Below are 20,944 nucleotides of genomic sequence, written 5' to 3'. Positions count from 1 at the left end.
ACAGCAACTCCAGGATTCTCATCGGCTCTCGTGTTGCATTCTCATCGCCACTGAATCACAGCGAGCTGTTCGCCCGGTACACAGGGTCAACAAATAGTGCACTCTGTGACTCAAGTCACATGACCTGGAGAAGGGAAAGAGCGCCTGATGGGAGCGCTCCACCGCTTTCTTGAACGCAAATTCCGGACGGCACGTGGGCGGGGCGGGCGCGTGCGGGGCCCGGACCCGTCGGGCCGTCCTCTGTGATCTTACGACGCTCTTACGCCCGGTGCGCTCTCCTCCGGCGCCGGGCTCCCGGCCCGAGCACCCCGGACTTCGGGCCCCGGCACCCGAGCCCAGCAAGATCCAAACGCGAGGTCCTAGGCCTGGTCCTGGTCCCCTGGCCCGATGTGGGCGGGCGGTGGCGGAAGCTAGCGTTCGCCCGTGTCCCAGTTCCAGACGCCCCCCGCTTCCCTGACCGAGGCCATCCCCCATCCTGAGGGGGTGAGCAACGACGAGTTCCGCGCCGCCCTGTCACGACTGGCCGCGGGCGTGGTGCTGGTGACCGCGCACGAACCTCCCATGAGCGCGGACGGCCCGCGCGGCGAGGACGCCGGGATGACGGCGACGGCCTTCATGTCCGTCTCCCTGGAACCGCCGCTGGTCCTGGTCAGCGTCCGCGACGGCTCCCGGATGGACGATCTGCTCGCCGAACAGCCCCTGTGGGCGGCCTCACTGCTGACGGAGAGCCAGCGGCACATCGCGGGCCGGTTCGCGATGAAGGGTCGTATCAGCGACCGGCTGCTCTTCGAGGACATCCCGTACCGGCGCGGAGAGGTGAGCGGCGCCCCCTTGGTGGGCGGCTCACTGGCGACCCTGGAGTGCCGCACGGAACAACGCGTGGAGGCGGGCGACCACACGCTGGTCATCGGCCGGGTGCTGGCGGCCGAACTGCCAAGCGCGGAGGGCGGCCCGCTGATGTACTACAAGGGCCGCTACAGGCTGCTCGGTCAGGGGTGACCCTCTGGGCCGGTTGGACCCCTGGGCCGGTTAGGCCCCTGCCCGGCCTTGCCCGGCCGTGTCCTGCCGGCGCGGTCCGTCCGGGGCCGGGTCACGACCGGTCGGCGCAGTCCGCCCAGTCGGCACGGTCCGCCCTGCCGGGTCAGGACCAGTCGCGGCCCGTGCGGCCCCGCTTGGTCTCCGCGCGCTGCTTCTTCTCCCGCAGCCTGCGCTCATTGATGCCGCGCGGGATCTTCGTCTTCCGGCGCGCCCGCGGCGGCGGGGCCGTCGCCTCGGCCAGCAGGGACGCGAGCCGCACCGCCGCCATCTCGCGGTTGCGCCACTGCGAGCGGTGCTCCGAGGCGCGTACGGAGATCACCCCGCCCACCAGCCGGTTCGCGAGCCGTTCCAGGGCGCGGTCCTTCCAGACCTGCGGCAGCGCCTCCGTCTTCGCGAGATCGAAGCGCAACTCGACCTGGGAGTCGGTGGTGTTGACGTGCTGTCCGCCGGGTCCGGACGAGCGCGAGAAACGCCACATCAGTTCGGCCTCCGGCAGGGAGACCGAACCGCGGATGACATAAGGAGGCCCGGACATGCCCCCATGGTCCCGTGCGTCCGCCCCTCACGTCACCCTCTTTTCCCGCGCCGCCTTCTCCGGTGTGTCCGCCTTCCACCCGCCTTCCGGGTAAAGAAAGTAAAGGGGGACGGAACCTCCCGGTCCTCTGCCTGCGTTATGCGGGGTGACGGTAACTTCGGGACGACTCGAAGTCCGCACACGACAACGAAAGGGACATCCCCATGGCTGTAAGCCTGTCCAAAGGCGGCAACGTCTCCCTCACCAAGGAGGCACCGGGCCTGACCGCCGTCACGGTCGGTCTCGGCTGGGACGTCCGTACCACCACCGGCACCGACTTCGACCTCGACGCTTCGGCCATCGCGGTGAACGGCGGCGGGAAGGTCGTCTCCGACGGCCACTTCGTCTTCTTCAACAACAAGTCGACGCCGGACCAGACGATCGTCCACACCGGTGACAACCGCACGGGCGCGGGCGAGGGCGACGACGAGGCGATCAACGTCAATCTGGCGGGTCTGCCCGCCGATGTCGACAAGATCGTCTTCCCGGTCTCCATCTATGACGCCGAGAGCCGCAGCCAGAACTTCGGCCAGGTGCGGAATGCCTACATCCGCATCGTCAACCAGGCCGGCGGCGCCGAGATCGCCCGCTACGACCTGAGCGAGGACGCCGCCACCGAGACCGCGATGGTCTTCGGCGAGCTGTACCGGAACGGCGCGGAGTGGAAGTTCCGCGCGGTCGGCCAGGGCTATGCCTCGGGCCTGGTCGGCATCGCCACGGACTTCGGCGTCAACCTCTGACACGGACGCGTCCGGCCCGAACGCCCCCGCGGCCCTTCGCGGGGGCGTTCGGCTCGGGTGACCGGCCGGGCAGGGGGACGGTCAGTCCAGCGGGGGCTTCTCGTCGCCGTCGCCGTACAGCCATGTGTCCCAGATGCCGCTGAGATCACGGCCCGCCTGCTCCTCCACATAGGCCGTGAAGTCGTGCGTGTCGGCGTTGCCGTGACGGTACGTCTCCAGCCAGCCGCGCACGATCCGGAAGAAGGCCGCGTCGCCCACGGCCTCCCGTACCTGGTGGACGACCATGGCGCCCCGTCCGTAGACCGGCGGGTCGGAGATATGCGCCGCGGAGGAGGGCTTGGCGGGCGGGAACGCCCAGTTGTCGTCGTCCTCGTACGCCTCCTCGAAGCTCTGCCGCACCGGAATCTGTTCGGTGTGCTCCGCCCAGAGCCACTCGGTGTACTCCGCGAACCCTTCGTTGAGCCACATGTCCCGCCATGACTTGGGGGTGACGGAGTTCCCGAACCACTGGTGGGCCAGCTCGTGCACCAGTGTCGCGACGCTGGTGGGACCGGGGAGGAAGGGCCTGTTCTGGGTCTCCAGGGCGTACTGGGAATCGCCCTTCCGTCCGATGATCACTCCGGTGGAGGAGAAGGGATACGGCCCGAAGGTCTTCTCCTGCCAGGTGATGATCCCGGGGAGTTCGGCGAGCAGCCGCGCGCTGTCGGCGGCGACGGCGGGGTCGACGGCGGAGTAGATGGGCAATGCGGCCACCGTGGCCGTACCGGCCCCGGCCTTGTCCGCCCTCTTTCCCGTCTCCTCCGCTGTCTTGCTTCCCGCCTTCTCCCCTGCCTTCTTCACCGCTTTCTCCTCCGCCCTCTCCGCCGTCCGCGTCTTATAAGGACCGATGGCGACAGTGGTGAGATAGCTGGCCATCGGCTGCGCGGAGTGCCAGTCGAAGGAGGTACGGCCGGCCGTCGTACGCTCGCTCCTCAGCTCACCGTTGGAGACGGCTTTCAGCCCCTCGGGCACGGTGATCCGGATGTCGTAGGACGCCTTGTCGCTCGGGTGGTGATTGCCCGGGAACCACGCCATCGAGCCCGTCGGCTCCCCCAGCCCCACCGCGCGCTCCCCCGATCTGAGCCACCCCTCCTCCGACTCGTCGGGATCCGTGATGCGCAGCGGTACGCCGGAATAGTGAACGACCGTACGGAAGGTCTCCCCGCGGGCGACATCGTCGTGCGGCCGGAGCGTGAGTTCCGTACCGGCGCGGTGGAGTGCGGCCCTCTCGCCGTCGACGGTCACGGAATCGACCTTCATTCCCGCGAAATCGAGATTGAAGGCGCTGAGATCCTGGGTGGCGCGGGCGGTGATCTCGGCGGTTCCCTTGAGCCGTCCGGTGGCAGGGGCGTAGTCGAGGGTCAGACCGTAATGCTGAACGTCGTATCCGCCATTGCCGAGCCGCGGAAAATAGGGATCCCGCACCCCCGCGGCTCCGGGGCGCCCGTGCACAGCGCCGTCACCGGCGCAGCCGGTCAGAACAAGGGTGAGAACAAGAAGGGTGAGAGGGAGAACAAGAAGGGGGAGGGGAAGGGGGGCCAGACGCTTGTCCACCCCATGATCGTAGGTCCCTCTGTCAGAACTCGCCGGTGTCGAGCTCGAAACCCAGGGGCTCGGGGAGCGGAACCGGCTCGGAGATCTTGTACGGAACCTTGCTTGTGTACTCCTCACCGACGGGCACCGTACACAGCACGGCCTGGTCGGCTTCCCGGTCGATGAGAAGGTAGACGGGAATACCGGCACGGGCGTAACCCCGGACCTTCTTGACCCGGTCGTTCTGACCGGTGGAGCGCGATGTCACTTCGGCGATGAAGAGGACGGGCGCGGGATCGTGATATTCCAGCTCGTCGGTGAAACTGCCCTTGGGCGCGATGACCAGGTCGGGCACGATCTTGCCGCTGACCGACGCGCCCGGAACGTACAACCCAAGTCCGGTGTAACTCCGCAACGACCGATTCTTACGGCGCCCTGTCACCTGGTCCGTCATCTCAGCCACGATTTCTTCGTGTTCGCCATTGGCCGGAGGCGTCACGTGGATCTCCCCTTCGATCAATTCCACGCGCCACCCCTCCGGGGCAACCGCATCGAAAACGTCGAAGGCCGCTTCTACTGACATGGCCGGGATCCTTCCCTTCACCTGCCGGAGCATCCGCATGTATTCGAGCTCGCCGTCATCAGTTCCGTACGGCTCATCCGGCTCGTACGACTCATCCGGCTCGTATTCGGAAACAGGCAGTGCCACGGCGACCTCCCTAGTGCAAGCGACACTGCCAGCCTAGGCGTCCAAAGACGAAATGAAACCGCAACCCTTCACTCGAACGTGTGCGCGGTGACGTTTCCGCAACTGCCGGAACGTGTGATCGACCACCCCCCGACTCCGTCGGCCACGGCCGTGACACCATCGGCCCGTGCTCGACATCGGTTACTCCCTCTCCCGCCGCTTCCCCGATCCGCCGCAGACCGACTACCGGCGCGCGGAGGTCCAGGCGCTGCGGCACGATCTGTTCTGCGGGGACGTCTATCTCGCGGACACCAAGGCGGACCGGGAGCTGTCCACCGCCTGGGGTTGGGTGCCGGTGCTCGACTTCGCGTGGGCGCTGTGCGACATCGTCGAGCAGCTCGACCGCGATCCGCGCGGCAGCCGCGCGGCCAGGCCGCAGCACGCCGAGCTGGATTTCACCGAGTCGGCCGACCGCATGCTCTTCCAGCGCCGCTTCGGCTGGGTCGATGTGGAGGCCGACTGGATGCCCGGCGACGAGCCCCCGCTGACCTTCAGCCACCGACTGCTGCGCCGTGAGGCCCGCGACTTCCTGCACGATCTGATCGCGGACCTCGCCGACATGCACGAGGGCCTGGCCGACAACCCGATCATCTGGGACCTCCAGTCCCGCTTCCCCCGCGTCTGACAGGGAAGGGCTGCACGGCACCGGTCGGACGGCGCGGCGCCGGTCGGCCCCGCCCGTACGACGGTCACCGCACGGGCACATCGTCGGCACACAGCCCTCGCATCGTTTTCCGCGGTGGCAGGAGTACTTCCCGAAGCTCCGGGCAGACGAGAAATGCCGGGGCACCGCCGGGAGCGGGCGACCGTTCCTCCCCCCACAGAGAAGGCGTGCCCCCGGAGCACCACGCAGGCCCCGGTCCATTCCCCCCAGGCCGGGGCCTCCGGTCTGTCCGGGTGCCCGTCCCGGTGACGTCCCGGGACCCGGCCGCCCCGCCCCCCGTCAGTCCTCCACCCGCACGCCTATCTGCGCCGCGAACGCCGGTGCCAGGTGCAGCAGTTGGGCCGAGCTGATCACCGCTCCCGCCAGCCGGTCCAGGCCTCGCGCGATATCCAGCTCCGCGACCGTCCGCAGATCGACGTCCTTCAACCGGGCGCCGCTCAGATCCGCCCGCCTGAGCACACAGTCCCGGAACTCCACCCGCTCCAGCTCCGCCTCCCCGAAGTCCGCCTCCGACAGGACACAGCTCTCGAAGACCACGTCCTTCAGCCGGGCCTTGCGCAGATTCGCGTAATCGATCTTCCCGCCCCGGAACAGCACCCGCTCCAGCACGGCGCCATGGAGCTGCACCCCGCCCAGACGCGCGTCCACCACCTCCACATCGCGCAGGGAAGCGCCCGACAGATCTGTGCCCACCCCCCGCACACCGCTCAGCACGGAGTCGATGAACCGCGTGCGCCCCAGCGACGTCTCGTCGAGAACGCACTCCCTCAGCGCGCAGTCGATGAACCGCGCGCCCGGCCCCTCCTGCCCCGTCAGAACGAGGTCCTTGAACTCCAGACCGTCGTAATCCCCGTCCGGCTCCAGACCGCCGCCGTACGGACTGAGCGGCGGCAGCCGCACCTCCGCCCGCCTCGCCTCCACCCGCCTCGCCGAGCCCCCGCCCGCACCACTCTTCGTCGTCTTCCGCGCCATGTCCCCATGGTGACGTACAGCACTGACAACACGCCGATGTCACAACGAGCTGTCCGGTATCCGTCACACCGGTGTGAGCAAGCGCGAGAGCAAGCCCGAGCAAGTACGAGAGCCAGCAGAAGAACAAGCGCGAGAGCACGTGACCGGAGGGGACACACCATGAATCCAAGGACCCGCGTCACCGTCATCGGCGGCGGCTTCGCCGGACTCACCGCCGCCGTCACCGCCGCCGAGTCGGGCGCCGCCGTCACGCTCTGGGAGGCCCACCACACCCTCGGCGGCCGGGCCCGTACCGCCGAAGGCGCGTACCGCACCAACGAAGGGCCGCACGCCCTCTACCGCCGCGGTCCGCACTGGGCGTGGCTCAGGCAGCGCGGTCTGCTGGGTCCCATGGCGAGCCCGCCCGTGCGTGAAGGCGCCCGGTTCCGCTTCCACCACGGCGGCGCCCTGCGCAGGACCCCGCCCCTCGGGGTGCTCCGCCTCGCCCGCCGCAAGGCCGAACACGCGCCGGTGGACACCGACTTCATGACCTGGGCCACCGGACTGGAAGGGCCCGCCACCGCCCGCGCCGCCGCGCACTACACCGCCGTGGCCCTCTTCCACCACGACCCGGGCTCGCTCTCCGCCGCCTTCGTCCAGGAGCGTCTGCGGCGTGCCGCCGCGCTGCCGCCCGAGGCCCGCTATCCGGTCGGCGGCTGGGGCGAGCTGATCGACCGTATGGCCGGGTACGCGTGGAACCTGGGCGTACGGATCGAGACGGCGGTACGTGTCGACACCGTGCCCGAGAACGGTCCCGTGATCGTCGCCACCTCCATGGCCGCGGCCCGCCGGCTCCTCAGGGACGACCGGCTGCGCTGGACCGGCGGCCGTACCGCGCTGCTCGATCTCGCGGTCCGCGGGCGCCGGGGCGACGCGTTCGTCGTCTCGGACCTCGACGCCCCCGGCTGGCTCGAACGGTTCACCGCGCAGGACCCGTCCCTCGCCCCGGCCGGGGAACAGCTCCTCCAGGGGCACTTCCCGGTCGGTCCCGGCGAGTCGGGCGCCGACGGCATCGCCCGCGCCGAGCGCCTGCTCGACCTGGGCTTCCCCGGCTGGCGCGCCCGGACGCTGTTGCGGCGCGAATCCCTCGCGACCGGCCGTACCGGCGCCGTCGACCCGCCGGGCACCACCTGGCGGGACCGGCCGCGTATCGACCGGGGCGACGGGGTGTATCTCGCGGGCGACGAGGTCGCGGCGCCCGGCGTGCTCTCGGAGGTGTCGTTCAACAGCGGGATCGAGGCGGCTTCGCTGGCCCTGCGGCAACAGCGGCAGCCGGGCGCCGCCGGCCCGCGGCAGCCAAGCACCGCCGCCGACCCGCGACCGGAGCAGCCCAGCACCTCCGGCGACCCGCGACCGAAGGAGCCGGACAACACCGGCCCGCGGCCGGAGCAGCCGGGCGCCGCCGGCCCGGTCGGCCTTGACCTCAAGCCCTCTTGAGGTCGGACGCTTGCTCCCACCACCGAGCCCGCGCCGGTACCGGCCCCGGCCCCGGCGCCCTGCCCCACCGGGCGACGGACCGCGCGGGACGACGAACGACGGACCCGGATCACTCCGGACGAACCCCAGGGAGCCCGCCATGCACGCCGTCCGCCTCCACGCCTTCGGCCCCGCCGAGAACCTCACGTACGAGCGGACCGAGGACCCCGCGCCCGGCCCCGGCCAGGTCCGGATCGCGGTCGCGGCGGCCGGCGTCCATCTCCTGGACACCGCGCTGCGCGAGGGCATGCGGGGTCCTTACCCCAGTACCACCGAACTGCCGACCGTCCCGGGCCGCGAGGTCGCCGGTACGGTCGAGTCGCTCGGCGAGGGCGTCGCCGCCGACTGGCTCGGCAAGCGGGTCGTCGCGCATCTGGGCATGGTGCCGGGCGGTTACGCGGAGCTCGCCGTCACCCACACCGCCCGCCTCCACGAGATCCCGGCCGGGCTCGACGAGGCCGAGGCCGTCGCCATGATCGGCACGGGCCGTACGACCATGGGCATCCTCCAGTTCACGGACGGACTCGGCCCCGGCGACATCGTCCTCGTACCGGCGGCGGCGGGCGGGATCGGCACCCTGCTCGTCCAGTACGCGAAGAACGCCGGCGCCGCCGTCATCGGCCTCGCGGGCGGCCCCGCCAAGGTCGCCCGGGTCACGGCGAACGGCGCCGACCTCGCCGTCGACTACACCCTGCCCGACTGGCCCGCACAGGTCCGCGACCATCTCCGCGAGCGTCACGACGGCCGGGGCGCGACCGTCGTCTTCGACTCCGTCGGCGGCGGTACGGGCCTGGCCGCCGTCGATCTCCTCGCCAAGGGCGGCAAGCACATCGTCTTCGGCTGGTCGGGCGAGGGCCTGCACGACGGGGCGCCGCTGACCTTCACCGACGGGGAACTGGCGGAGCGCGGGATCACCTCCGAGTCGGTTCTGGGCCCGGTGATGCTCCAGAAGGCGGGCGGCGACATACGCGTACTGGAGGAGCGCTCGCTGGCCGAGGCGGCGGCAGGCCGGCTGCGCCCGGCCGTACAGCGCTTCCCGCTCGCCGAGGCGGCACGCGCGCACCGGGCGCTGGAGACGCGCGGAACGATGGGAAAGGTGGTCCTGGAGCCGTAGAACCGTAACCGTAGAGAGTGCCCCACACCGGCGCCAGGACCGGGAGTCCGGCGCCGGTACGGGCCAACGGATCGGCGTACCGGCGCCCGCGCCCGGCCGGTCGCGGGAAGCGAATCAACCCGATTCATGGTGTTCTGATCGGACAACGAGCCGACCGCGACCAGCGGAGATCCATGTGAGGGAAGACCTGGGATGAGCGACCCGGCGAACTCGGCCGGCCGACCCGGCCCGGAGCCGGACCCCGACCCGGCCCCCGGCCCGGAGCCCGGCACCGCGGTCGACACCCACCGCTGGTGGGCCCTGGCCGTCATCGCGACAGCCCAGCTCATGGTCGTACTCGACGCCACCATCGTGAATATCGCCCTGCCCTCGGCCCAGCGCGAACTCGGCCTCACCAACGGCAACCGGCAGTGGGTGATCACCGCCTACACCCTCGCCTTCGGCGGGCTCCTGCTCCTCGGCGGCCGGATCGCCGACCTCGTCGGCCGTAAACGCACCTTCGTCGTGGGCCTGATCGGATTCGCCGCCGCCTCCGCGATCGGCGGCGCCGCGGGCGGCCCCGAGATGCTCTTCCTCGCCCGCGCGCTCCAGGGCGCCTTCGCCGCGCTCCTCGCCCCGTCCGCGCTCTCCCTGCTCACCACCACCTTCACCGGCGGCGCCGAACGGGCCAAGGCCTTCGGTGTCTTCAGCGCCATCGCGGGCGCCGGATCCGCCATCGGTCTGCTCGTCGGCGGCGTGCTCACCGAGTATCTGAGCTGGCGCTGGTGCCTCTACGTGAACGTCCCGATCGCCGCCGTCGCCGTGGTCGGCGCGTTCACCCTGCTCAGCGACCGGGCCGGCACCCGTGGCGCACATGGGGCACATCTCGACATCCCCGGTGTCGTCCTCGGCTGCGGCGGTCTCGTCGCACTTGTCTACGGGCTCGGCGAGGCCGAGGCCAAGGGCTGGACCGCGCCGCTCGTGCTGGGTCTGCTGCTGGGCGGGGTGGCGCTGCTGTGCGTCTTCGTGTGGTGGCAGAGCCGTACCGCCGGACCGCTGCTGCCCCTGCGTATCGTCCGCGACCGCAACCGCGGCGGATCGATGCTCATCATGTGTCTGACGACCGTCGGACTGTTCGGGGCGTTCCTGTTCATGACGTACTTCCTCCAGAACATCCTCGGCTACACGCCTCTGCGAACCGGGCTCGCGTTCCTGCCGCTGACCGCCTCGATCGTTATCGGCTCCACACAGATCTCCGCCCGGCTGCTGCCCTACGCGCCGCCGCGGTTTCTGCTGGTGCCCGGCTTGCTGCTCGGCGCGGGCGGGCTGTACTCGCTGACCTTCATCGACATCCACTCCAGCTATCCGGCGCACATCCTGCCCGGCACCGTGCTGCTGGGCCTCGGCCTCGGGCTCACCTTCATGCCCGCCATCGCCACCGGCACCTCGGGCGTACCGGCCAGGGACTCCGGTGTCACCTCGGCGACCGTCAACACCGCGCAGCAGGTCGGCGGCTCCATCGGTACGGCGCTGCTCAACACGGTCGCGACGACCACCACGAGCACCTACCTGGCGAGCCGTCTCGCCGCGGCGGAGAAGAAGGGCGGGCTCACCCCGGCCGAGCGGACCGACCTCGTGAACACCGGCACGGTCCACGGCTTCACCGTCGCCATCGCGTGGGCGGCGGTCATCCTGCTGGTCGCGGCGGTCGTGTCCGCACTGGTCATCAACGGCCCCTCCCCCCGCACCCGCGAAGCGGCAGCCGCCTCCGGCACCCCGGTCCCCTGACGGGCCACGGGCCGGAGCACTTCCCGGCAGCGCACGGACAGGCAGTGGACGGGTCGACCGCAGCCGGATCGCGAACACAGACGAAAGGGGCCCTCCCTCTCACGAGGAAGAGCCCCTCCGTATCGAGCGCCCGGCAGGCCTTGCACCCACATTTCCCGCCGGCTGGCGGGCGTCTTTCCTTGGACCACAGACGCGTGACTCCGTGTGCTGCTTCGAAGTTACGAGATGATCATACAGGATCTGAGGACCAGTCACATACGTCTCGGTCCATGTGACCCCGACGCGCCTACTTACCGCTCCCCAGCCCGGTGAGCGCGTCGTCCGTCAGGCGGTACACCGTCCAGCCGTCCTGCGGCAGTGCCCCCAGGGACCGGTAGAACGCGATCGACGGCTCGTTCCAGTCCAGGACCGACCACTCCAGCCGCTCGTAGCCGCGCTCCACGCAGATCCGCGCCAGTTCCGTCAGCAGTGCCTTGCCGTGCCCGCCGCCGCGCCGGTCCGGGCGGACGTACAGATCCTCCAGGTAAATGCCGTGCACCCCGCGCCACGTCGAGAAATTCAGGAACCAGAGCGCGAAGCCCACCGGCTCCCCGTCGTCGTCCGACTCCGCGATGTGCGCGAACGCCGCCGGGCGCTCGCCGAACAGCGCCTCATGGAGCTGCTCCTCGGTCGCCCGAGCCTCGTCCAGGCACTTCTCATACTCCGCCAGCTCCCGGACCATCGCGTGGATCACCGGGACATCGGCGGCTGTGGCAGTACGAATCATGAGCGCAGCCTGCCCTCTCCCCCGCTCACCGGGCCAGCAGTGACCGAGCGATGGACATCTGATCGGGATCCAGCTCGCACTCACCGTCCTTGATGTGCCACAGAGAGTTCTGGAGCACCCGCCCCAGCGTCCAGGCACGTGCCCGCTCCCGGTCCAGGCCCAGCGCCTCCGTCAGCAGATCGAAGCGCCACAGCGTCTCCGACGCGTCGAAACGGTTGTCCAGCGCGGGCAGCAGCTCGAATCCCGGATCGCCCGCCAGCGGTTGCGGATCGATCGCCAGCCACGGCTCCCGGTCCGCGGCCAGGACGTTCTCGTAATGCAGATCCCAGTGCAGCAGCCGGTCCCCCGGCTCCGCCGCCACCTCGCGCACGGCCGCCGCGCAGTCCCGCAGCAGCCGCCGCTCCCCCTCGTCGGCCAGCGACTTCTCCAGCACCGGCACCTCGGACAGCATGCGCACCGCGGCATCGCCCAGCGTGCGCAGATGCGCCGGAGCCCGCGCCGACGTCAAGCGCGCCAGCAGCTCCGCGAGGATCAGGACCGCCTCGCGCGAGGACACACCGCTCAGATCCCGGGCGCGCAGCCGCTCCAGCAGCAGCGTGCCCGTCTGATCGTCGTACCGCAGCAGCCGCACCGCCCCGTCGCCGTCCCACGCCCGCAGCGCCACCGGCTCCCCGGCCGACTCCTCGTCGAGATGCTGAAGCTTCAGCACCGCCGCCGTACCGTCCGCGCACTCCACCGGCAGCACCAGCGCGCACATGCCGTACATCGAGGGACCGGTACGGCGCAGCTCCCACCGCTCCAGGAAATCCGCCGCCCTGCCCGGCAGCGCCTCGATGAACGCCCGGCCCGCCTCACCCAGGAACTTCGACTGTGTTTCCGCCAACTCCACCGGAATGTCAATCACGCCCACGATCCTACGGGCGTGGGTGAATCGGCCCATGCGCCGCATTCTCCACACGGTCCGCACCTGGATCACGAGCGCCCCCGGCACCTATCTCTGGCTGGCCGCCCTCTTCGTCACCACCGTCGCCCTCCACCAGATGTCCCCCCAGTTCGAGAGGGAATTCCTGCTCCAGCGCTCCACCAATATCCATGAGCTGTCGACCGACCCCGTCCGTGTGCTCATCGTCAGCGCCTTCTGGATCGACGGCGGTACCTGGCTCCCGTACGCCGTGCTCTACACCCTCTTCCACGCCCCCGCGGAACACTGGCTCGGCACCCCGCGCTGGCTCTCCGTGGCCGCGCTCGCCCATATCGGCGCGACCCTCATCAGCGAAGGCGTCCTCGGCTGGGCCATCCACCACGGGCACGCCCCGCAGTCCGCCGCCAACACCCTGGACGTCGGTGTCAGCTACGCGCTCGCCGGAATCGCCGGCGTCCTCACCTACCGCGTACCGCTCCCCTGGCATCTGCCCTACCTCGCCGCCGTCCTCATCTTCTACGGCCTGCCGCTGATCGCCAGCCCCACCTTCACCGACCTCGGCCATCTCGCCTCGGTCCTCATCGGACTCGCCTGCTACCCCCTGACCCGCGCCTGCCGTCCCCGCCGATACCTGGACAAACGTACGAGGAGCGGTGTACGAACACCCTCATGAGCAGCGCGAACAACGGCGGGATCTCCTTCTGGTACGCCCAGGACGGCATCCCCACCCCCCGGGAACCGCTCCCCGCAGACGGGACCGCCGACGTCTGCATCGTCGGCGGCGGCTACACCGGACTGTGGACGGCCTACTACCTCAAGAAAGCCGTCCCCTTCCTCGACATCACCGTCCTGGAAGGGAAGTTCTGCGGTTACGGCGCCTCCGGACGCAACGGCGGCTGGCTCTACAACGGCATCGCGGGCCGCGACCGCTACGCCCGGCTCCACGGCCACGACGCCGCCGTACGCCTCCAGCACGCCATGAACGACACCGTCGCCGAAGTGATACGCGTCGCGGCCGAGGAGAACATCGACGCCGACATCCACCAGGGCGGCGTCCTCGAAATCGCCCGCGGCCCCGCCCAGCTCGCCCGCCTCAAGGCCTTCCACGCCGCGGAGATCGCCTTCGGCGAGACCGACCGCACCCTCCACGGCGCCCGCGAGACCGCCGACCGTATCCGCGTCGGCGGCGCCGTCGGCTCCACCTGGACCCCGCACGGCGCCCGGCTCCACCCCGTCAAACTGGTCAGAGGACTCGCCGCGGCCGTCGAAGCACTCGGCGTCACCATCCACGAATCGACGCCCGTCACCGAGATCAGGCCCAAGCACGCCGTCACGCCCTACGGCACCGTCCGCGCGCCCTACATCCTCCGCTGCACCGAAGGCTTCACCGCGAGCCTCAAGGGCGCCCGGCGCACCTGGCTCCCCATGAACTCCTCGATGATCGCCACCGAACCCCTGCCCGCCGGCGTCTGGGACGCCATCGGCTGGGACGGCCGCGAAACCCTCGGCGACATGGCGCACGCCTACATGTACGCCCAGCGCACCGCCGACGACCGCATCGCCCTCGGTGGCCGCGGCCACCCGTACCGCTACGGCTCCAGAACCGACAACGACGGCCGCACCCAGCCCGCCACCGTCGAGGCGCTCCGCGACATCCTCGTCCGCTTCTTCCCCGCCACCGCGGACGTCCGGATCGACCACGCCTGGTCCGGCGTCCTCGGCGTCCCCCGCGACTGGTGCGCCACCGTCACCCTCGACCGCGCCACCGGCCTCGGCTGGGCCGGCGGCTACGTCGGCTCGGGCGTCGCCACCACCAACCTCGCCGCCCGCACCCTGCGCGACCTGATCCAACAGGACTCCGGCCAGTCGGGCCCGACCGAGCTGACCACTCTGCCCTGGGTCAACCACAAGGTCCGCAAATGGGAACCCGAACCCTTCCGCTGGCTAGGCGTCCAGGCCCTGTACGCGGCCTACCGCACGGCGGACACCAAGGAATCCACCGCCCCCACCCCGACAACCCACCCCCTGGCCCGAGCGGCCAACCGCATCTCAGGCCGCTGACCAACCCACTCACCAGACCGGACAGGCCCGCGGGGCGGGGCGGCCGGGCAGCACAGGGCAGCGCAAGCCGGGCGATACGGCGCGGAACGGGAAGGCCGTAGCGGGGCGGGCACAGGCCGGAGTAGTTCTGGCCTGTGCCTTCATGGAGCCCCCTGTCGGATTCGAACCGACGACCTACGCATTACGAGACCGTGAGCGATCATGTTGCCGGGTGTCGCATGATGCCGCCTCGTGACGTTTTCGCTGATCAGAGCAGGTGCAACAGGTTGGACTGTGCCGACCCGTGGTACACCGTCCAAAGGCGTCTGTCCACCGGCTGTCCACCGGGCGGGGCCACGCCCGCCGCATGGTGACGGTCTGCTGGCTCGCTGGCACCACGGAGCGTCGTCCGGCCACCCATGCCCATGCGCTTGTTAACACTTAACAACTGTCACTTCCATCGGCGCTCCGCCAGGAGTCGGCACGCACCCCGCCTCGCGCGCCCGGCGGACCGGGGAACTAGACAAACGGCCCCGTTCACGTTGATCGTGAAGCACCGACGGCACGGTCAGGACGGAGACTCCGAGCAGCCGCCGTCGCCGCCGCCGTCGCCGCCGTCGAACCGTACCGGCCACCGTGCGGGCAGGAGGTCTGCAGCCCGCGTTGGCACCGGGCCTTCCCCGAACTCAGCGTCGTCCTCCCCCGCCGAGCTGCGCAAGGCGGGTGGCGGTTTGAGTCGGATCACCGTCATGTGACGCTCGCTTACGACATCCCCGCGCGCCTAGCGTCTTCTCACGTCAGGGTCTCGACGACAGGGGATTCCATGGTGTGGCGCGGGGCTCGTCCCGGGACGGTGCGGCCGATGGTCGGCCGCTTCGCCGAACGCGAAGCGATCGAGCAACTACTCGACGCGGCTCGGGACGGGCTCAGCGGCGTCCTGGTACTCGTGGGCGAAGCCGGGATCGGCAAGACGCGCCTGCTGGAACACGCGGCGGCCCAAGCCACCGGTATCGGGCTGACGCGGCTGGTCGGCGTCGAAGCCGAGCAGCTCCTGGGCTACGGCGCGCTGCACCGTCTCCTACGGCCGCACCTCAACCGCATCTACCGGCTTCCCACCAGACAACAGGACGCGTTGAACGCCGCGCTCGGCCTGGCCGACATCTCGCACTCGGACCGGTACCTCGTCGGTCTGGCGACCTTGGCGCTGCTGTCCTCCGCGGCGTCGGAGCTGCCGATGCTGTGCCTGATCGACGACGTCCACTGGCTCGATCGGGAGTCGGCCGAGACATTGGCCTTTGTCGCCCGGCGGCTCCACGCCGACTCGCTGGGCTTGATCTTCGCGGCCAGGAACGACCTCGCCGACCACAGACTGTTCGACGCCATGCCTTCCCTGCATGTCGGCGGGCTGCCCGCCGCCGACGCCCGGGAGCTGTTGTCCCTCGCCGTCAACGGGCACCTGGACACGGCGGTCGCGGACTCCATCGTGGCCGGCACCGGCGGCAATCCGCTGGCGCTCATCGAACTGGCGACGCATCTCGGTGCCGAACAGTTGGCCGGGGTCGCACCGATGCCCGAGCCCCTGCCCGTGAGCAGACTGCTGGAGGAGCACTTCCGGCAGTCGGTGGCCGCGCTGCCGCCGGACACCCGGATGCTGCTCCTTCTCATGGCCGCGGCGCCGACCGACGACATGGCGGTGGTCTGGCACGCGGCGGGCGTGCTGGGCCTGCCGGCCAGGTCCGCGGTCGCGGCGGTCGAGGCCGGGATCCTGGACCACGGCGCCGGCCTCGGTTTCCGGCATCCGCTCATCCGATCCTCGGTCTACGCGGCGGCTTCCGGGCACGACCGGCGGCGGATCCATGCCGCCCTTGAGGCGGCCAGCGATCCGGCCCGTGTTCCCGACCGGCGGGCCTGGCATCGTGCCCAGGCGGCCCTCGGCCCCGACGACGCGGCGGCCGCGGACCTGGACGCCGCTTCGGACTGGGCCCGGGCCAGGGGTGGCTACTCCGCTCAGGCGTTGTTCCTGTCCAAGGCCGCAGAGCTCACCGTCGAGCCGGCCAAACGCGCTGAGCGCTATCTCGCTGCGGCCCAGGCCCATCTGACCTCCGGCGACCGCGCCGCGGTGCACCCCTTGCTCGACCTCGCCGTACCGGCCCTCCGGCACCCCTCCGCCCGCGCCCGAGCGCTCCGGATCCGGGCCACGGCAGAGCTCTTCGACACCGGCAACGACCGCGTCCCCGCCATGATGCTCGACGCCGTGGCCGAACTCGCCGACGCGGATCCCCGCATGACCTGGGAACTGCTCTACGAGGCCATGCACGCCGCCGTCATCGCCCGGGACCCCATGCATCGCACGACCCTGGCGGACGTGGCCAAGGCCGCGGTCGCCACCCCGCACCGCCCGGACGCCCCGGCTTGGAGCCCCGACGAGCTGATCAAAGGCCTGGCTCTCCGTACGGTCTACGGCTACGAGAACAGCGTGGCGACGATCCAGGAAGCCCTGGCGAAGCTGCGCGCCTCAGCCGAACTGCACGACGTGGCGAGCCCGTTCAGCATCATCGTGAGCCTCGCGGCGGACGACGTGTGGGACATCGAGGCATCCGTCGAGATCGTCGGCCGGCTCGCGGCCGCGGACCGCAGCCAGGGAGCGCTGTACGGCCTCAGCCTGTCCTTGTCGGTCCTGGCGTACACCGAGATCCGCAACGGGCGGCTGACCGCGGCGGACGCGCTCTTCGCCGAGGCAGACGACTACGCCACCGCCATCGGACTGACGACGCAAGGAGATCTCAACAGGGCCTTGCTGTACGCGTGGATGGGCAGGGAGAGCGATGTGCGCGCCGTTGTGGCGACAATGGATGTCGTCGCCACGACCTACGGACTGGGCATGCTGCGCCACCTGGCGCTTCACGCGCTCTGCGTTCTCGACCTGGGTATGGGGCGCTACGACGAGGCGCTGCGTCACGCGCTCCCCGTCTACGAGGAGGACGTGCCGTCGCAGGGCAACCTCGTGCTGCCGCTTCTCGTGGAAGCCGCCGTCCGCGCAGGCGACCGGCACACGGCGGCCCTTGCGCTGAAGCGGCTCGAAGAGCGTGCGCAGCTTGCCGGAACGCCGTGGGCGCTGGGACTCCTGGCCCGATGCCGGGCCCTGACGGACGAGACCGCCGACGCCGAGATCCGGTATCGGGAGTCGATCGACCTTCTGGCCACTGTCCCTCTCGCCGCGGAACACGCACGGTCACGCCTCTTGTTCGGCGAGTGGCTCCGTCGGCGCAAGCGCCGGTCCGAGGCCAGGATCCATCTGCGGGCCGCGTATGAGTCCTTCGACGCATGGGGCGCGTCACTGTTCGCCGAACGAGCCCGGATCGAGCTGCTCGCAACAGGGGAGACAGCGCGCAGACGCGTCCCGGAAACCAGATTCGATCTCACGCCCCAGGAACGACAGGTGGCCCTGCAGGCCGCTTCAGGACTGACCAACGCCGAGATCGCCTCCCGGCTGTTCATCACGACCTCGACGGTCGAGTTCCATCTGAACAAGGTGTTCCGCAAACTCGGGCTCACCTCGCGGAGGCAGATCGCCGCCGCACTCGGCCGGCCGGGATTCGACGGCGGCCCCTCGACGTCCGATTAGTTTTGTCCGGCATGTCCGACCAGTTTTGTCCAGCCCATGGTGGACAGCGGGCACTGTCAATCGAATGATCGTTGGGTGAGCACGACCAACAGCCGGCGTCTCGTCGGGCGCGACGACCATCTGCGATCCCTGTGCGGGTACCTGAACGAGGTCGATTCCTGGGGGCGCGCGATCGGGCTGTTCGGAGAACCCGGGGTCGGCAAGAGTGCTCTGCTGGCAGAGGTCGTGGAGCACGCGCGGTCTGCCGGATTCACCGTGCTCACCGCGCGGGGCAGTCAGTCCGAGACGCGCCTCCCGTTCGCCGGCCTCCATCAGCTACTGCGGCCTCTGCTGCCCCGCGTCGACCGCCTTCCGGCCGTGCAGCGCGACGCCCTCCTCGCCTGCTTCGCGATGGGCGATTCGATCAAGGTGCAGCCGTTCTTCACATCCTTGGCCGTTCTGGAGCTGCTCGTCGACTCGGCGGAACACATGCCGGTCCTCGTGTGTCTCGACGACCTCCATTGGATGGACCAGCCGTCGATCGACGTGCTGGCCTTTGTCAGCCGTCGCATCGCCAGTGAGCGGGTGATCGTACTGTGCACATCGCGACCCGAGTCGCTGCCGTTCGCCGACGCCCACACGATCGAGTGGGTGGAGCTGGAAGGCATCGACGAGGCCGCGTCGGCCGCGTTGCTGGACGCGCGGGCGCCACAGCTCGTCCCGACCGTTCGCGATCGCGTGCTGCGGGAGGCCCGCGGCAATCCACTCGCCTTGATCGAGTTCGCCAGTGCGTTGGAATCGGGTCGGTACACGTGGACCGAGTTCGACCAGGACCTGCCCATGACCACCCGCCTCGAACGCACCTTCGCCCGGCATGCCGAGCACCTCGCCCCGGCCGTGCGCGCGGTTCTGACCATTGCCGCGGTCGACGACGGCGACGACCTCAACGATGTTTTCGCGGCCGCGGGGCTCCTGTTCGGTTCGCCGGTCGACCTCGTCATGGCGCAGCCCGCCTTCGAGCAGGGGCTCCTGACCGTGCTCGGCGAGCGGTACCGGATCGCCCACCCGCTGGTCGGTTCGGCCCTTCGGCAGGGCATGCCGCCGGCCACACGCTTGCAAGCGCACGCGGCGCTCGCGCGCGTCCTGGCCGATCAACCGGACCGCGCGACATGGCACCGGGCCTCCTCGGTGTCAGGACGCGATGAACACATCGCGGCCGAGTTGGAACGGGCGGCCGAGAACGCCCAGCGCCGTGGTGCGGTCGCCTCGGCCGCCGCGTGGCTCGAGCGAGCGGCCGCGCTGAGTCCGGACCCGCGGTCACAGGCCGCCCGTCTGCTCAGCGCCGCGGAACTCGGTTATCAGCTCGGCCGGTTCCGCCAGGTCGAGCAGATCAAGGCGCAGGTCACGGGGATGACGCTCCGGCACCGGGACCAGTCGAGACTGGCCGCGCTCGAAGGCGTCTTCCACGACGGCTCCACGGGTGAGCCCGCGGAAGTACGTCACCTGGTCGGCCTGGCGCAGCACGCCATAGGCGCACAGGACGTCGACCTTGCCCTGCAGCTGCTGGTCGGCGCGGCCCGGAGGGCGTGGTGGCGCGATCCCGGTGCGATGGTGCGGCACGAGATCGTCCGGGCCGCCCAGCAGGTGAGCCTGCCGGCCCACGACCCCGGGCTGCTGGCCATTTACGCCCTTGCCCAGTCCGACGAGCAGAGACCGGTGGTCGTCGAACAGCTCGCGCGGTGGCCGGCGGACGCCGGCGGACGGCCGGATCTGGCCGGCCTGCTGGGCATCGCCGCGTTTTGCACGGGCGATTTCCGCCGTGCCGTCGCCTTCCTGTCCACACCCGTCCAGGAGCTCCGCGCGCAAGGCCGCATGAGTCTGCTTGCCGAGGCGCTGGCGATACGGGCCTGGGCCGAGGTCTACCTGGGGGTCTTCGACGCGGCACGCTCGGCCGACGAGGCCATGCGGCTCGCGGACGAGACGGGTCAGTCGCTGTGGGCTGCCACCGCACGCATCGCCGTCGCGTTGATCGATGCGGTCCGCGGAGGCCGGGACACTCGCCATGATCTGCTGTCGGACGCCGAGCAGGTGGCGCTGCGGACCCCGAATGCCGCGTCGTCCCTGCTGGCCGGCGTGCAACTGACCCGTGGCATGTCCGAGTTGGGTGCGAACCGGCACGATCAGGCGTACGGCGAGCTTCGCCGGGTGTTCGCGCCCGCCGACCCCGCGTTCCAACGGATACAGCAGGTGTGGACACTCAGCTACTTGGCCGACGCCGCCGTCCGCGCCAATCACCGGGCCGAGGCGAGATCAGTGTTGGCCTCCATCGAACAGATTGCGGGTGCTTGCCCTTCTACGGGTTCGGTCATCGCTCTGGAGTACTCCAGAGCGGTGCTGGCCGACCGCGCCTCGGCCGAGTCGCTCTTCCAGGCGGCCATGGCCGGCGCGGCTCGCGAGCTGCCCTGGCATCGGGCCCGCGTCGAGCTGGCTTACGGCTCGTGGCTGCGGCGGCAACGACGCGTCGTCGAGTCCCGTGAACCGCTGCGGGCGGCGAGGACCACGTTCGACGCCGTAGGTGCTCGCACGTGGGCGCAGCGAGCCGACCAGGAGCTCCGTGCGACGGGCGAACGCGGATGGCAGCCGACGTCAAGCCCGCGCGAGCTGCTTTCGCCGCAGGAGACCCAGATCGCCGAGCTGGCCGCGCAGGGGCTGTCCAACCGCGAGATAGGACAGCGTCTGTTCCTGTCGCACCGTACGGTCAGCTCGCACCTGTACCGAATGTTCCCGAAGCTCGGAATCGCCTCCCGCAATCAGCTCGCCGCTGCGCTGGCCGACCACAGCGATCAGTCCCCGCCCCGGCCGCCTTCGGTCGGTTGACGCCGCTGCTCGGGCGGAGGTCGTTCTCCTT

Annotated in this window: 16 protein-coding genes and 1 tRNA gene; 10 read left to right on the top strand and 7 right to left on the bottom strand. The window is 70.3% G+C overall.

Translation table 11 applies throughout. From position 1 onward, the window contains the following. The first annotated feature begins 423 nt into the window (after window positions 1-423). Window positions 424-999, top strand: coding sequence for a flavin reductase family protein (locus OG214_RS22405; protein WP_363080731.1), 576 nt, complete (start codon window positions 424-426; stop codon window positions 997-999). Window positions 1,000-1,141: 142 nt separating this feature from the next. Here OG214_RS22405 and arfB read toward each other — a convergent pair whose 3' ends face one another. Continuing rightward, window positions 1,142-1,573: an alternative ribosome rescue aminoacyl-tRNA hydrolase ArfB gene (arfB, locus tag OG214_RS22400; protein ID WP_363080730.1), complete on the bottom strand. Its 432-nt coding sequence runs from the start codon at window positions 1,571-1,573 to the stop codon at window positions 1,142-1,144. A 203-nt stretch (window positions 1,574-1,776) separates the two neighbouring features. On the opposite strand from arfB, the gene OG214_RS22395 reads away from it, so the two are divergent. Continuing rightward, complete coding sequence (locus tag OG214_RS22395) at window positions 1,777-2,352, top strand: TerD family protein (RefSeq protein WP_363080729.1); 576 nt, start codon at window positions 1,777-1,779, stop codon at window positions 2,350-2,352. An 81-nt stretch (window positions 2,353-2,433) separates the two neighbouring features. On the opposite strand, the gene OG214_RS22390 is transcribed toward OG214_RS22395, so the two are convergent. Beyond that, the gene (locus tag OG214_RS22390) at window positions 2,434-3,933 is read right to left on the bottom strand and encodes a M1 family metallopeptidase (protein ID WP_405987572.1); all 1,500 of its coding nucleotides are present in this window, start codon (window positions 3,931-3,933) and stop codon (window positions 2,434-2,436) included. Between the two features lie 34 nt (window positions 3,934-3,967). Then, window positions 3,968-4,540 (bottom strand): Uma2 family endonuclease, encoded by a 573-nt coding sequence (locus OG214_RS22385; RefSeq protein WP_405987571.1) that lies wholly within the window; start codon window positions 4,538-4,540, stop codon window positions 3,968-3,970. 259 nt (window positions 4,541-4,799) lie between these two features. Here OG214_RS22385 and OG214_RS22380 point away from each other — a divergent pair, with 259 nt between their 5' ends. Next, the gene (locus OG214_RS22380; RefSeq protein WP_363080727.1) at window positions 4,800-5,297 is read left to right on the top strand and encodes a hypothetical protein; all 498 of its coding nucleotides are present in this window, start codon (window positions 4,800-4,802) and stop codon (window positions 5,295-5,297) included. A 318-nt stretch (window positions 5,298-5,615) separates the two neighbouring features. Here OG214_RS22380 and OG214_RS22375 read toward each other — a convergent pair whose 3' ends face one another. Continuing rightward, window positions 5,616-6,308: a pentapeptide repeat-containing protein gene (locus OG214_RS22375; protein ID WP_365901971.1), complete on the bottom strand. Its 693-nt coding sequence runs from the start codon at window positions 6,306-6,308 to the stop codon at window positions 5,616-5,618. Window positions 6,309-6,467: 159 nt separating this feature from the next. Here OG214_RS22375 and OG214_RS22370 point away from each other — a divergent pair, with 159 nt between their 5' ends. The 3 genes from OG214_RS22370 (at window position 6,468) to OG214_RS22360 (ending at window position 10,704) form a co-directional block, all read left to right on the top strand. Continuing rightward, window positions 6,468-7,784, top strand: coding sequence for an NAD(P)-binding protein (locus OG214_RS22370; RefSeq protein WP_405985735.1), 1,317 nt, complete (start codon window positions 6,468-6,470; stop codon window positions 7,782-7,784). A 139-nt stretch (window positions 7,785-7,923) separates the two neighbouring features. Further along, window positions 7,924-8,937, top strand: coding sequence for a zinc-binding dehydrogenase (locus tag OG214_RS22365; RefSeq protein ID WP_405985734.1), 1,014 nt, complete (start codon window positions 7,924-7,926; stop codon window positions 8,935-8,937). A gap of 192 nt (window positions 8,938-9,129) precedes the next feature. Then, window positions 9,130-10,704: an MFS transporter gene (locus OG214_RS22360; RefSeq protein ID WP_405985733.1), complete on the top strand. Its 1,575-nt coding sequence runs from the start codon at window positions 9,130-9,132 to the stop codon at window positions 10,702-10,704. A gap of 286 nt (window positions 10,705-10,990) precedes the next feature. Here OG214_RS22360 and OG214_RS22355 read toward each other — a convergent pair whose 3' ends face one another. After that, a complete protein-coding gene (locus OG214_RS22355; RefSeq protein WP_405985732.1) occupies window positions 10,991-11,470 on the bottom strand; it encodes a GNAT family N-acetyltransferase in 480 nt (159 codons plus the stop codon). Between the two features lie 25 nt (window positions 11,471-11,495). After that, window positions 11,496-12,410: an aminoglycoside phosphotransferase family protein gene (locus tag OG214_RS22350; RefSeq protein ID WP_405985731.1), complete on the bottom strand. Its 915-nt coding sequence runs from the start codon at window positions 12,408-12,410 to the stop codon at window positions 11,496-11,498. Between OG214_RS22350 and OG214_RS22345 the strand changes: the two genes are divergently transcribed. Next, window positions 12,409-13,065 (top strand): rhomboid-like protein, encoded by a 657-nt coding sequence (locus OG214_RS22345; RefSeq protein WP_405985730.1) that lies wholly within the window; start codon window positions 12,409-12,411, stop codon window positions 13,063-13,065. The two genes, OG214_RS22350 and OG214_RS22345, sit on opposite strands and share 2 nt — an antisense overlap. After that, the gene (locus tag OG214_RS22340; RefSeq protein WP_405985729.1) at window positions 13,062-14,453 is read left to right on the top strand and encodes an NAD(P)/FAD-dependent oxidoreductase; all 1,392 of its coding nucleotides are present in this window, start codon (window positions 13,062-13,064) and stop codon (window positions 14,451-14,453) included. The genes OG214_RS22345 and OG214_RS22340 overlap by 4 nt, the downstream gene beginning before the upstream one ends. A 143-nt stretch (window positions 14,454-14,596) precedes the next feature. Here OG214_RS22340 and OG214_RS22335 read toward each other — a convergent pair. Then, window positions 14,597-14,668: transfer RNA gene (locus tag OG214_RS22335), tRNA-OTHER, on the bottom strand. 626 nt (window positions 14,669-15,294) lie between these two features. Here OG214_RS22335 and OG214_RS22330 point away from each other — a divergent pair. Next, window positions 15,295-18,057: an AAA family ATPase gene (locus OG214_RS22330; RefSeq protein ID WP_405985728.1), complete on the top strand. Its 2,763-nt coding sequence runs from the start codon at window positions 15,295-15,297 to the stop codon at window positions 18,055-18,057. 75 nt (window positions 18,058-18,132) lie between these two features. Then, window positions 18,133-20,913 (top strand): ATP-binding protein, encoded by a 2,781-nt coding sequence (locus OG214_RS22325; RefSeq protein ID WP_405985727.1) that lies wholly within the window; start codon window positions 18,133-18,135, stop codon window positions 20,911-20,913. Window positions 20,914-20,944: the final 31 nt, after the last annotated feature.

It is taken from the genome of Streptomyces sp. NBC_00872 (assembly GCF_045161915.1).
Classification (GTDB): Bacteria; Actinomycetota; Actinomycetes; order Streptomycetales; family Streptomycetaceae; genus Streptomyces.
The sequence above is the reverse complement of the archived record's forward strand: the minus strand, read 5'-3'. Positions and strand labels throughout refer to the sequence as shown.

Coding starts and splice junctions, on each gene's coding strand:
- arfB (WP_363080730.1), bottom strand. CDS start 1,573: ATGTCCGGGCCTCCTTATGTCATCCGCGGTTCGGTCTCCCTGCCGGAG.
- OG214_RS22340 (WP_405985729.1), top strand. CDS start 13,062: ATGAGCAGCGCGAACAACGGCGGGATCTCCTTCTGGTACGCCCAGGAC.
- OG214_RS22385 (WP_405987571.1), bottom strand. CDS start 4,540: ATGCTCCGGCAGGTGAAGGGAAGGATCCCGGCCATGTCAGTAGAAGCG.
- OG214_RS22370 (WP_405985735.1), top strand. CDS start 6,468: ATGAATCCAAGGACCCGCGTCACCGTCATCGGCGGCGGCTTCGCCGGA.
- OG214_RS22330 (WP_405985728.1), top strand. CDS start 15,295: ATGGTCGGCCGCTTCGCCGAACGCGAAGCGATCGAGCAACTACTCGAC.
- OG214_RS22395 (WP_363080729.1), top strand. CDS start 1,777: ATGGCTGTAAGCCTGTCCAAAGGCGGCAACGTCTCCCTCACCAAGGAG.
- OG214_RS22375 (WP_365901971.1), bottom strand. CDS start 6,308: ATGGCGCGGAAGACGACGAAGAGTGGTGCGGGCGGGGGCTCGGCGAGG.
- OG214_RS22350 (WP_405985731.1), bottom strand. CDS start 12,410: ATGGGCCGATTCACCCACGCCCGTAGGATCGTGGGCGTGATTGACATT.
- OG214_RS22355 (WP_405985732.1), bottom strand. CDS start 11,470: ATGATTCGTACTGCCACAGCCGCCGATGTCCCGGTGATCCACGCGATG.
- OG214_RS22360 (WP_405985733.1), top strand. CDS start 9,130: ATGAGCGACCCGGCGAACTCGGCCGGCCGACCCGGCCCGGAGCCGGAC.
- OG214_RS22345 (WP_405985730.1), top strand. CDS start 12,409: ATGCGCCGCATTCTCCACACGGTCCGCACCTGGATCACGAGCGCCCCC.
- OG214_RS22365 (WP_405985734.1), top strand. CDS start 7,924: ATGCACGCCGTCCGCCTCCACGCCTTCGGCCCCGCCGAGAACCTCACG.